The sequence below is a fragment of the Streptomyces sp. NPDC093064 genome (assembly GCF_044754605.1).
Lineage (GTDB): Bacteria > Actinomycetota > Actinomycetes > Streptomycetales > Streptomycetaceae > Streptomyces.
Genome location: NZ_JBIVPK010000035.1, coordinates 21,160 through 33,328 on the forward strand (window position 1 = coordinate 21,160; position 12,169 = coordinate 33,328).

Annotated in this window: 9 protein-coding genes and 1 pseudogene; 5 read left to right on the forward strand and 5 right to left on the reverse strand. The window is 68.0% G+C overall.

The genetic code is table 11. From position 1 onward, the window contains the following. Positions 1 to 65: 65 nt before the first annotated feature. Complete coding sequence (locus ACIQFZ_RS30885) at positions 66 to 302, reverse strand: DUF418 domain-containing protein (protein ID WP_402692740.1); 237 nt, start codon at positions 300 to 302, stop codon at positions 66 to 68. Next, positions 211 to 435, reverse strand: a complete 225-nt coding sequence (locus tag ACIQFZ_RS30890; protein WP_402692741.1) for a hypothetical protein — start codon at positions 433 to 435, stop codon at positions 211 to 213. Before ACIQFZ_RS30890 ends, ACIQFZ_RS30885 begins: the two co-directional genes overlap by 92 nt. A gap of 55 nt (positions 436 to 490) precedes the next feature. Between ACIQFZ_RS30890 and ACIQFZ_RS30895 the strand changes: the two genes are divergently transcribed. Together ACIQFZ_RS30895 and ACIQFZ_RS30900 are read left to right on the forward strand one after the other, a co-directional pair. Beyond that, entirely contained in the window at positions 491 to 739 is a 249-nt protein-coding gene (locus ACIQFZ_RS30895; RefSeq protein ID WP_376552701.1) for an antitoxin MazE7, read from the forward strand. A gap of 3 nt (positions 740 to 742) precedes the next feature. After that, positions 743 to 1,126 carry a toxin Doc gene (locus ACIQFZ_RS30900; protein ID WP_402692742.1) on the forward strand — a complete coding sequence of 128 codons (384 nt, stop codon included), beginning with the start codon at positions 743 to 745 and terminating at the stop codon, positions 1,124 to 1,126. A 15-nt stretch (positions 1,127 to 1,141) separates the two neighbouring features. Here ACIQFZ_RS30900 and ACIQFZ_RS30905 read toward each other — a convergent pair. Continuing rightward, positions 1,142 to 1,480 (reverse strand): annotated as a pseudogene (locus ACIQFZ_RS30905) (Ku protein); the annotation flags it as partial. A gap of 346 nt (positions 1,481 to 1,826) precedes the next feature. On the opposite strand from ACIQFZ_RS30905, the gene ACIQFZ_RS30910 reads away from it, so the two are divergent. The 3 genes from ACIQFZ_RS30910 to ACIQFZ_RS30920 all read left to right on the forward strand — a co-directional run bounded on the left by ACIQFZ_RS30910 (position 1,827) and on the right by ACIQFZ_RS30920 (position 3,684). After that, entirely contained in the window at positions 1,827 to 2,084 is a 258-nt protein-coding gene (locus tag ACIQFZ_RS30910; RefSeq protein ID WP_402692743.1) for a YlcI/YnfO family protein, read from the forward strand. Between the two features lies 1 nt (position 2,085). Then, positions 2,086 to 2,457: a toxin Doc gene (locus ACIQFZ_RS30915; RefSeq protein ID WP_402692744.1), complete on the forward strand. Its 372-nt coding sequence runs from the start codon at positions 2,086 to 2,088 to the stop codon at positions 2,455 to 2,457. Between the two features lie 432 nt (positions 2,458 to 2,889). Next, on the forward strand, positions 2,890 to 3,684 hold the full coding sequence (locus tag ACIQFZ_RS30920; protein WP_402692745.1) for a hypothetical protein: 795 nt from the start codon (positions 2,890 to 2,892) through the stop codon (positions 3,682 to 3,684). Between the two features lie 795 nt (positions 3,685 to 4,479). Here the strand turns inward: ACIQFZ_RS30920 and ACIQFZ_RS30925 are convergent. Both ACIQFZ_RS30925 and ACIQFZ_RS30930 read right to left on the reverse strand, forming a co-directional pair. Then, positions 4,480 to 5,037, reverse strand: a complete 558-nt coding sequence (locus ACIQFZ_RS30925) for a hypothetical protein (protein WP_402692746.1) — start codon at positions 5,035 to 5,037, stop codon at positions 4,480 to 4,482. Between the two features lie 94 nt (positions 5,038 to 5,131). After that, positions 5,132 to 11,872, reverse strand: coding sequence for a polymorphic toxin-type HINT domain-containing protein (locus ACIQFZ_RS30930; protein ID WP_402692747.1), 6,741 nt, complete (start codon positions 11,870 to 11,872; stop codon positions 5,132 to 5,134). Positions 11,873 to 12,169: the final 297 nt, after the last annotated feature.

A 12,169-nucleotide genomic window follows, 5' to 3' on the forward strand; every position in this document is an offset into this window, starting at 1 on the left:
CGGCGGTCGTTGCCAGGGGGCGTCGACCGCTGGGGTCGGGGGCGTCGGTTCGGCCGGTTCTGCGCTCAGGGGATGTGCCGGGCCAGGCCTGTCGCCTTGGTCATCAGCCATTCGAGTGGTCCCCGCTGCTGGAAGCGCGACCAGACGGTCGCGAAGACCATGGCGGCCGCGATGAAGCCGAGCGTGACCGGACCGGGCGCATGGGTCCGGTCACAGCCCGATTCCGTCGGTGGCGGCGTCCTCGAACATCTCGCCTTCGTCGAGGTACTCCCAAAACACCGCCGAGTTGGTGGACCAATCACCCTGCTTGCGCAGCTTCTCGACCCGCTTGCCCTTCTTGCGGCCGGTGGTGACGAGGCCCCGCCGACCGGAGGCCAGGTCGAGGTGCTCCTCGTAATCCTTCAGTGCCGCCCGTGAACGGGCGAAGCGGCGCATGCACTCGCAAGCGGGTAGGTAGCGCGGCGCGTATACCGTGCGGGATACTACGGGTATGGCTGAAACCACTGTCAAGGTCGACACGAGTACCAGGGACACCCTGCAGGGCCTCGCCGCCGCCGAAGGTCTGTCTGTGAAGGCCTACCTCGCCAAGGTGGCTGAGGAGAAGGAACAAGAGCGAGCCCTGCAGACGGCGACCGCCGCCTTCCGCCGCGCGATCAGCGAGCCCGGCGTCATGGACGCCTTCGATGCCGAGTTCGGCGGGCTGCCGTCCGTCGCGCACGACACCCCGCGGGCGGCCTGACCTGTGCCTCCCGTCGTGTACGTCGACTACCGGTGGTTCCTCGAGCGCCAGGAAGAGATCCTCCGGGACGACCTGACCGTCAACGACTTCTCTGTGCTCGTCGGCATGGCCCAGCGCCACCGGGTCGACCCGCCCCGGCATGATCAACACCATCCCGACGCCTTCTGGCGGGCTGCGGTCATGCTGGAGGAGTGCCTGTTGCTGCGCCCGCTCCCGGCCCGCAATGAGGTGTACGGATACGGCGTCGCCATCGCCTACCTGGAGGCCTCCGGAGAACGCGTGGACACGAAGTTTGAGCTCTGGCGGGAACTGATCTACGACATCCGGGGGCTGCAGCTGGACTCGTACGGCATCGCCGAGAGGCTGCGTTCCTGGCGCCAGGCCTGACCCTGACCGGCGCTGCGCGGTCAGACTGCTGCCAGGCGTTCCCTGGTGCGCAGCGTCACCCGCCACGGCCGCGCGCTCGGCCCGGGTCAGCGCGGCCACCAGCAACGCGTATGGCCGCTGCCCGGCCTGTCCGTGCGGTGCGGCGTAGTAGGCGCGCGAGAACAGGATCGGGTCCAGGCCGTCGACGGGGACGAATCCGAGGACGTCGATGACGTGCTTGCTGGGCAGCGGCAGGGCCTGGAGATCTGCTTCTTCGAGCACCACCGTGTGCCCGTCGGGGGTTTTGAATCCTTTCGCGACCTCCCGGTTGTCGACCTCGCGGCGCTCGGCCTGGCATACGCGCCGGTGCCGGATGCGGGAGCCGTCCGCGGCCTGCTGAGCTTCGGCTGCCGCCCGTTGACCGGGACAAGAGCCCTCTGCTCGACGCCGACCACGACGTCGTCCGCGTCGCCGACGCGCTGCGCGGCAGCCCCCACATCCGTTTCGTCGCCGGGTTCGGCCGCGGCGACGAAACGGTCTGGTTCACCGACGCAGACGGTGTCGGCTACGCACTGTCCCTGGCCACCGTGGAGCCGGTCCCCGACAAGCCTCAGGGTGAGGCCTTCGCCTGGGAGGCCCACGACCGCACACGGGCGGCCTGTCCGGGTACGTTTCTGCTGTATCCGCCCCCGCGCTGTACGCCCTGCTGTACGGTCGTGGTATGTCGAAGTCAGTGACAATCCGGGTCCCCGAGGAGCTCCACGCCCAGCTGCAGGAGCGTGCCGAGTCCGAGGGCACCACGGTGACCGCGCTCATCACCGAGGCCGCGCGCAACGCGGTCCGCGACCCCCGCCTCGAAGGCGCTGCGGAGGTCTTCCGCCAGTTCGTCGCCGACAACGCCGACGCGTTCGACGCGGCCTTCCCCGACGACACCCCCGCCCGTCTGGACGCTGCCGAGGTTCCGGGGCGGGCGGCCTGACGTGGAGCTCCACATCGACATCCGCTGGCTGCTGGAGCGCCAGGCGGAGGTCCTGCCCAAGCATCCCGAGGTCCACGACTTCTCCAACCTCGTGGCCGCCGTCGCCCGTCACCGAGTCAACACCCCGCAGGTCGGCGCCAGGGTGGACAACGCCTGGCGCGCGGCCGCACTCATGCACGCCGTGATCCGGCTGCGCCCGCTTCCGGCCCGCAACGCTCTGTACGGCGCCGCGATCGTCGTGTCGTACATGGGCGCCGCGGGCGAGGCCGTCGACCCGCCGTACGGCGCGCTGATCGATCTCGCCCGGGACATCGACGCCGGCCGCGCCGACGGGTACGACGCGGCCGACCGCATCCGCTCCTGGCGGATCTGACCACCGGCCCACCCAGCTGTGGAGTTTGCGGCCGTGCTCCCGTACGCCCTGGTCCAGCCCGTCGGCGCGAAGGACGATGGGGTCATGGGGCCGGTGTCTCGCACGCGAGACGTCGCGGCTCCTCTTGCTCTGGTGGTGACCGCAGCCGCCCTGGGAAGCGTTGCGATCGACGGCCTGGCTGGTGAAGCATCCGCCGCCTCCGCGGATCACCGCGCGGCGAAGTTCCGCATGGACGATCACCGTCGCCACGGTCAGCTTGGTGAAGCGCTCGTGAGGGGCTACCGACTGCGGAGTGCGTGCCTACTTGTGGGGTGTCGGCCAGGGATGGAGCGGTGACGTACAACGTCAGGACAAAGCGAACGCGTAGTGGCGGACCTCGTGTGTAGCCTCTGTGACTGATCGACTTCGTGATCGGTTCACAAGGGGAGGACTATGAAAGGCACAACACGCTCCGGGCGAAGAACCGGCTGGGTGGCGGCGGGAGGGGCAGTCGCCCTGGTGCTGCTGGCGGCGACGGGAGCCCACGCCGAGGGGCGGGGGGACGTCCGGGTGGTGTCGACCGTCGTCAACGGCGGGGCCAACGTCACGATCGGCACGGCGAAGAAGGTGACGTTCCCGATCGCCATCACCGTCAAGGACAACTCAGGGGTGAAGGGGCTCACCCACGTCAGCACCTTCAACCGCTCCAACCTTTACGGCTTCTTCAGCTGGACGGGCACGACGTGCCGGAAGAAGACCTCGACCACGTCGGTGTGCACGGCAACCATGACGGTGGACCCGGCCTGGATCCCGGCCAGTGACGATATCGACTCCAACAAGGTCGCCGGCCTCTGGACGGTGAACGCCACTGTCAAGGCCAACGACGGCGACTACTGGATTTCCGATGATATTGCCCGGTACAAGGTGAAGCGCGCCTCGCGGCTGACGACGGACGCGGCCCCCGAGCGGGTCGCCAAGGGCGCGAAGCTCACGATCACCGGCAAACTGTCGCGGGCGAACTGGGAGACCCTGAAGTACCACGGGTTCGCCGGGCAGGTCGTGAAGCTCCAGTACCGCAAGGCCGGCGCCACGCACTACAGCACGGTCAAAACTGTGAAGACGGGCAGCTCCGGGCAGCTCAGCACCAAGGTGACCGTCACAGCGGCAGGGAGTTGGCGCTGGTACTTCCCTGGCACAACGACGACGGCCCGGATCGTGTCGGCCGGTGACGCAGTAGCGCTCAAGTAGTCGCCGGATGCGAAAGTCCTGGTGCTACAGCAACGGAACTGCTCGAGTACCAAGACGCGCGCGGTTAGCCCGGCCAGTTCCTCCCCAACTAAAAGGAACTGCTGCGCCTGTGCCGCACCGACCCGATCGCGGTGTCCGAGCTCATGTGGCTCTGACACCTCGCACACCGTCTGATCACCCAGCCCGATCGTGGTGCCCCTGCTCAGCAGGGGCACCGGTGTCCGATCCCAGAGATCCCCGGGCACGGCGTCCCTCCGGCCTGCGGTGCCGGACGTGGTCGTGGGCGATCGGGCCGAGGCGTGTTCGGAGGCCGGCCGCCCCGGGGGCTGGCGGGACTTCGCCGAGGTCCGCGAGGAGCTGGCGGGTTGGCTGGACGCGCGGGCATGGACGACGGGGGACGGGCCGAGCGGCACCGTCAGCAGCGAGTCCAGCACCGCCCGCTGCCCCACGCTCAGCAGATGCCGCTTCGACCGCTGCCGCGGGGCCTGGCGGACGCCGCCGCTCTGGTCCAGAAACCGGCGAACGTGATGCATCGGCGCCCCAACAGGCATCCGTCAACGGATGAGTGATCCGAGAGCTGGCGCAAGGCCTCGTGAATTCGGCTACCAGTCCACCGAGGTCCAGAGGAGTCTCCATGTCGAGGCGGAAGGTCCCGTAGGGGTTGATGTTCGACCAGAACAGCGCGGTCAGGCCGCGCCGGTCCTCGTAGCTGAGCCTCGATGCCCAGGCCGGTTCGGCGAGGACCTGCTGCAGTAGCAGCGTCTTGCGCCGTCCTCGCCGACCCGTGCTGGTCTGTTACGCGTCGGATCCGCTCGAAGGTGCACCGGTGCCTGCTGCGGCGGACCGTTCTTCGGCTGTCATCTCAGAAAGGGTCTTCGGGATCTCTTCGAGGCCCCAGTCCTTGCCGCCATCGGCCAGTCCGTGCGACGTGTAGGCACCGAAGGGATCGCTGTGTGCGAGGATTTCGTGTGCCGCTTGAGCCACGTTGTTCAGTTCTACGGCACAGTCGGACAGGTTGAGTTCCTTCAGTCGCTGGTCGACGTATGCGAACCAGGCCTTCCGGTCCGACACCACGAAATCCCAGCGGCCTGTGATGCTGATACGCTCCGCCGCGTCCGGAATTTCTTCGGCATCGCTTTCGCCATCTACATATTCCTCGTCATCGAATACGTCGGAGAACGGGCTGCCCCAGCCCGAGGAATCGAACGTCTCGCTGGAGTAGCGCACCGCCGCGAGCCGCACCTTTTCGATGACGTCAACGGCCCGCTCGGGCGAAACGTCCTGCCCGGACATGACCTCCGCATGCTCGGTCAGAGCTGCCACGAGATCGTTCAACGCGTCGGAAATGCTCATGGTGTTCTGCTGTCTCTCGTCTGTTTCTGTATGAGTGGTGAGGCCGGAGGGCCCGGTCGAAGGAAACGGCCGGGCCCTCCTCAACACTGTCCCGTCACCAGTTGTAGTGGCGGGTGTGCGAGATTCTTCCTTGTTTGTTGAAGTAATCGACGTGGACGTGGTTACCCGACGAACACACGCCACGGTACCGACAGCGCCCGCCCACGCGGGCGTCGCGCTTGGCGGCGTCGATGGCAGCCTGCTTCGACTTGTACTTCGTCGGCGTGCGCAGGTCCTTCCACCCCCGCTTCTTGGGGATCCGGCGAGCGCAGTTGTGGACGAGCGCCGACTGGCCGTCGGCTGCCACGAAGTAGGTGTGGCTTCCAGCGACGGTCAGGTTGTAGACGGTGCGGATCTCCTGCGTGCGGCTGGTGGCGGTGACCGTGGGGACCGGCCCTCGCGGGTTCATCAAGCGTTCCCCGGGGCGCAGCTCGGACGCGTCGACCCAGCCTCGGCCCTGAGCGTAGAAGGGGTGGCCGGCCGTAGCTGTGATCTTCTGGGAACGCCCGTCACCGTCGGCGTCCACGGACAGGGTGACCAGGTCCTTGGTCCCGTCACCGATGATGACATCAGTGACGGGAGAGACGGTGAGTTCGCCCGTCACCTCGTCCGCCGCGAACACGTGATCGCCGATCTTCACCTCGCTGATGGGCTTGGTGCTCCCATCGGCCATGACGATCGGTGTCTCGGGAAGGAAGGAGTTGCGGTGGCAGGCGCGGGCGATGGTCCGTGCGGCGCGGATGGCCCGGTAGCCGCGGTAGGCGCGGTAGCCCCAGGCGGCGGCCCCGAGGCCGGGGATGAAGCCGGCCGCGGTGAGGGCGATGTCCCACTTGTTGCGCCAGGCCCAGCTCTTGGTCTTCTTGAACGCCTTCTTCCAGCTCCACTTGCCGTCGAGGTCGGTGCAGTTGACAGGGTCGCCGGTGCAGTACTCGTAGGCGTTGGCGTTGCCGCCCTGGACGGGGTCGACGGACAGGAAGCGGCCGGTGGCCGGGTTGTACTGGCGTACGCCCATGAGGGTGTAGCCGGCGACGGTCTCGCTGGAGCGCTGCTTGCCGCCGAGCCAGCCGTAGCGGACGGCGTCCTGGTTGCTGCGCGGGTTGCCGTACTCGTCGGTGTCCAGGACGATCGGGGACTCTCCCGCGTTGAGGGGGAGTTGCAGGGCGATGTCGCCGTGGATGTCGCTGAACTGGAGCACGATGTCGCCAGTGGCGCTGGTGATCGCACCAAGGTCTCCGGAAAGGGAGTCCACGTTGCGGGTCAGGGCACCGGTGGCGGTGTTCTCGACGATCCAGCGGGGGTTGTCGTTGTCGCCGTCGTAGTGGTTGCGCTTGTTCTCCGTCGGCGACCAGGTGCCCCCGCTGTTGGTCTCCACCGTCCAGGAGCGGAAGCGCAGGTTGGCGTCGAGCTGCCAGGTCTGGCGCTTGTTGTTCGCGGTCTGCTGGCGGGCGAGGTCGTTGGCGTAGTAGCCGACGCTCACCCCGCCGGGCAGGGCGGTGGTGCGGCCAAACGCGTCGTAGGTGTAGCCGCTGTCGGTGATGCGGTCGGCGCTGTCATAGGTGTGGGTCTTGGCAGTGCCTCCGGTGAGGGGACAGTCCTGGCCGGGAGCCGAGGCAGCAGTGGTCACCGAGGTGCGGTTGCTGTGCTTGTCGAAACCGTAGACCCGGCGGGTGCAGACGGTCTCCACGGTGTCCTCGACGGTGGTGAGGCGGCCGATCGCGTCGTAGCGGTAGGTCTGGTCGGACCATCCGGCGTGCGTGATGGTCTGGCCGTGGACGGACTCGGTGACCGCGTCGGACATCACGACGGTTCCGTCGCTGTCACGGGTATAGGTGCGGTCGACCGGAGAGCCGGTGGTGTCCTCGGTGACGGTGAGGGTGTAGCCGCCGGACAGCTTCTCGGTGGCCACCGAGCCGTCGGCGTCGTAGGTGGCGGAGAAGGAACCGGCGACCGAGTCGGTGGTTTTCGTGGCCAGGCCGCGCGGCTCGGCGGTGTGATCGTAGGTGTAGGTGACGGTGGACGGGACTGTGTCGGTGATCTTGACCGGGCGGTCGAGCAGGTCGTACTCGGTGCTGGTTCTTCCGCCGTCGGCGTCGGTGTAGGCGATGAGGCGGCCGAGCTTGTCGTGGACCCGGGTGATGGTTCCGCCGGTGGCGGAAACGGTCTTTGCCTCCTTGCCGGTGGCCGGGTCGTACTCGGTGGTGACCTCCGGCACCGCCTGTCCGACCCCGCCGGTGACCTTCACCGTGGTCGGGCGACCGGCGTTGTCGTAGGACGTGGTGGTGGTGCGGGTAACGCCGTTGGCGGTCTCGGTGCTCCTGGCCGAGTTGCCCCACCAGTCGTACTCGGTGGTGGTGGTCGGCAGCTGCGCCGGGTTGGAGCCGCCACCGGTGATCGCTCCGCCCGGTCCGACCGAGCAGACCAAGTCGGCCCACTCGGGCCGCCCGGCGCAGGTGCCGGTGCCGGTGGCGGACCAGTAGGTGGTGACGACCGTGCCGGCGTCCGTTCCGGTGCTGCCGGTGTTCATGGTCTTGACGACCCGGCCCTGGGCGTCGTACTCGGTCTTGGTGGTGATGGCCAAGCCGCCCGGATCCTGAATGGACTGGGTCGGCAGGCCTCTGGCCCAGTCGTACGCCGTCTGGACGGTCCGGGTTTCCGCTTGGACAGACGGGTGCTCGCGCACCTGCGCACCCTTGGTGACCTTGGTGACCTGATCCCTGACCTTGGCAGTGCCGTCGGTCGGCCGCCCGACGTCGTACTCGTTGACCGTCCAGCTGCGGGCGGTCACCGAGGCACCCGCAGGCACCAGGGTGGTGGTGCCGGACTTCAGGTCTGCGGTGAGTTCGACCCGGCGCAGCGGGCCGAACTCCTCCAACTCCCGGGTCCCGGTCTCGTTGTACACGGAGCGGGTGGCCAGCAGGTCGGCGCGCTCCGCGGCCGTCATCTGGGCAATGCCCAGGTCGGCCTGGACAGCCCGGTCGCCGGCCGTGAGTCCGAGGGCGACGGCCCGGTTGGCCGCCGACAGTTCACGGACGGTGTTGCCGAAGCGGTCGTATTCGGTGGTGGTGATGTATCCGCCCGGGGTGGCGGAGTTAACCTCACGGCCGGATACGCCCAGGTAGTGCACCTCGGCCCGCTTGTAGGCTGCCGCGGTCAGCGAGCCGCCGGAGTGCGAGGACGGCACGGCGTCGGCCGGGAAGACCGCGGTCGCGTCCGTCGGCGCGTCGAGCTGGCCCCATGCCTTCACATCGGAGGCGCCCATCTTGTTCGGGGCGGCGGTGCCGGTCAGCGGCACGTCGTAGACGATGCTGGTGGCGGCCGTGCCCTCTTCGACATCGGCGGTGCCCTGCTTCAGCCCCGCGCGGGTGGCCTTGAGCAGCATGCCGTCACCGGCGGTGGCGGTGTTGCCGGCCTTGCCGTAGGTGAAGGTCCAGGGCAGTTCGCCGGGCGGGGTGAACTTGACGACGCGGCCCGCGCTGTCGTACTCGTACGTGGTCTTGAGCGTGGGAGAGATGCGCGGGTTCCAGGTCTCGCGCAGCCGCCCCTGTGTGTCGTAGGCGTACGACTGGATGGCGAGGACCTTGGAGCTGGCCGCTCCGGGCTCGGTGGCCCACAGGCGGATGGACTTGACCCGGCCCACCACATCACCGAACGCGGTGTCCGTGGCGGTGGTGGTCAGCGGGTACAGGTATTCCAGGACCCGGCAGCCCTTGGTCGCCGGATCCGCGGCGCAGTCCGCGGCGGTCACGGCCGAGGTGGGCGCGATGACCCACTTGGGCCGGGCGACGTCCTTGCCGTTGTAGGTGGTTTTCTGCGAGATCACCGTGGTGGTGGAGTTGGACAGTCCGTCCAGCAGGGTGCTGGAGACCTGCCAGGTCGGCACGGTCGGATCGGGCTTGGTGAACTCCGTGACCGTGCCCTCGGTGTCGGAGAGCGTGAAGCTGCCGCTCACGCTGCCCTTGAGGGTCAGATCCTCCGCACCAGGCTCCGGAATCCAGCCCGTCCTGGCCGCGTTCGCGGTGAAGTGCGTCTCCTCACCCTCAGAGCCGACCACGGCCACGGCCGTGTCCGAGATCTTTCGGATGTGGGAGTAGTCGGAGTCCGTCAGCTCGGCGGTCGCACCCGACACCCACTCCTTGCCGAAGATCGGCGCCTGTCCCTCCTGGGTGGCGCCCTTGTCCGGCATACGGGACGAGGCGGTACGCGTGACGGACATGTCGAACGCGGAGGCATCCGTGGCCGACAGACCGAAGTCGCCGGTCAGCATGTTCACCGTGCCGGGGCCCACGCCCTGGCTCGCGGCGCCGTCGGCGTTGCGGTCGACGACGACGGTCAGCGGCTCGGTGCTGCCGGAGGCGTTGCCCGGGCCGGTGAAGTCGGCCTTGACCTGGACGGTGCCGTCGGGGTCGACGGTGTCGGTGGCGTTCCAGACGAGTGGGGCGTTCTTGCCGTTGGTCAGCGAAACGGGCCACGCGGTCAACGGGGTGCCGCCGGAGGTCACGTGACCGCTGGGGATCTCCACCCACTTGTCGGCTTCGGAGCGCCGCCAGGAGAAGGACACCGCGTTGTACTTGGTGCCTTCGGCCTCCGCGACGAGGGGCAGGCGGCGGGCAGTGCGTTCGCCGTCGTTGGGCTGGACGAACCCGCCGGGGCCCGCGTGGAAGGTGTACTCGGCCGCCTCGGACTTGTTGTCGGCCTTGTCCACGGCCCGCACCTGCAGGGTGTGGGTGCCGTCCTTGGGCGGGGCGATGGAGATCGCCTTGTTGGCGCTGGAGCCGCTCGTGGTCACCTTGGTCCAGGCGACGCCGTCCAGCGACCACTCCAGCCAGTTGTGGTCACCGCCGGCGGGCGGAGTGACCGTGAACGTACCCGCCTGGCCGGTGCCCTTCACCCACTGACCGGTGGGGTAGTCCGTGGAGACGATCTTCGTCGGGGCGGATGGCGCCTTGGTGTCGACGGTGAAGGTCTTCCACGCCGACCAGCCGGTGTTGTAGTGCGTGCCGTCGTACGGGCTGGTGCGGAACTTGTACGTCTTCCCCTCGGCGAGCACCCCGGCCGGGACGGTCACCGAGGCGACCTGCCCGGAGGGCACGTACTTCGACACCAGGACGTTGCCGACCTGGGCGTTGGTGGCGGAGTCGAAGATCTGGAAGGTGCCGTTGACCTTGTCACCGTCGGCGTCGACGAAGGTGTCGCGCAGGGTGGGCGTGGTGGTGTTGACGACGTAGTCGCCGCCGTAGGAGAAGTACGGCGGGCCGGCCTCCTGCTTGGTTCCGGTGCGCGGCCGATAGTTGTAGTTGACTACCAGCTTCGGCGGGTTGGAGGCGGCGTTGGCGGAGTTGACGCGCTTCCACTGGGCCACGACCGCTTCGCTCGTGGCTTGGATGCCCATGTGGCCACGGGTGGCCTTGGCTGAGGCCCACTCCTGCACCAGCGTGGTGATGTCGGCGTTGATCCAGCCCTTGGGCTGGGTGCTGGTGCACGACGGGTTGCCGCGGGTCTCTGTGGAGGTGGCCTTCTTCGCCGTCATCGTCGGGCGGTTGGTCCACCGGCTGGAGGTGGAGGCGGCGGGGGAGGACCACACCTCCCACGGGTACGCCTTGCAGTCGGTGTTGCCCGAGTGGAAGTTGTACAGCGACAGCTTCGCGTCCAGCACCAGCGCGTCCTGGATCGGCGTGGTGTTCCAGGAGATGAAGGTCTGCGCGGTGCGCGGGGTGCCGTCGGCGTTCTTGGTGCCGGGGTTGCCCCAGTCCAGCTCGGTGTCGGCCGACCAGTCGACAGTCTCGCCCTGCTGCACGTAGGTGTCGAAGACGTTGGACAGCGAGGAGGTGGACGGGTCGATGGTGACCGGGTACTTGGTGTCCGGGTCGGCAAGGAAGTCGGCGTCCGGGGTGATCACCAGGTCGACGGAGGCGCCCTTCTGGACCACCTTCAGACCGACCCTGGACTTGCGGGTGTGCTCACCGGAGCGCTCATCGACGGTGGCGTCCCACATCACTGGCGCGGGCATGACAGCCCGCTTCTTGGCCTTCTTGTCAGTGAACAACACACTGCCGTCAGCCAGTTGCTTCGCCTTCAGGCCCCTGGCCTTCAACGGAAGCGTGTAGGAGTAGCCGCCGGCGTCACCGGTCTCGGGACGCTGCTTGAGCTCGACGAACTGCTCGAACCCGGTCCGGGTGGCCTCCACTACGACGTCCGCGCCGGGTACGGCGTTGACGTACTCCGCCCGCGTACCGTCCAGCTTCGGCTGGGGCAGACCACCCTTCCACTGCAGGGTGATCTGCTGATCGCCCTCACCTAAGGTCGCCAGGTCGGTGGCTTCGGCCTGCCGAGCGGCCTTCAGCGACGTCGCCGGGGTCCCGGACTTGCCGGACAAGCGCAGCCCGCCCGGGTGGGCCTTGGGCTCGACACTCCCGTCGGCACCCTGGACAAGGTCCAGGTCGACCTCACGCCACTGCCCCGTGGCCTCGTCCGTGAACCGAACGGGCCCGGCAGCGAGTTCCGTGGTGAGCGAGCCGTCCTTGTTCACCCAGGTCGTCGAGGTCTCGGTGCGCTCGGACAGCGCCTCGACCCGCTTGCCGGACAGCCGAGCAGCAACGCGCGCCGACGGGATGTCCGCGGCCTGGGTGGCGGCCGCGCTCTTCGGCTTCTTGGGGTTCTGCGGCGCGGCGCCGGCCGCTGCGTACGCACCGTCAAGGAGCGTAACGGCAAGGGCCAGTGACAGGCCTCCCGCTATCCAGCGAGTGCTCCCCCCGGCCCAGGGGCGCTTGCGTCGATGGGCCGCATGATTGCGAATCATCCTGATTCTCCGATTTATCCACTTCGCGAAAACGTCACAGATGTGACGCTGTCGTGAAGCTAGCGCAAGTAAAAAGGGAGCAAAGACGGCAAGTGGGAGGTAAAAAGGATCTTGCTCCGCCGAACCGAGGTCGTGACCTTTATCACCGTACGAATCTTTTCGAGCACGTTTAGTGGCCATAGATGCTCAGTGAGCAGCTGATCTCCTGACCGGTCCGAAAGTTGACGAGCACGGCAACACCCTTAAGTCGGCCTCACAGCCCCGGCCGAGGCCGACCACGATGCGGTCACTTTGGCC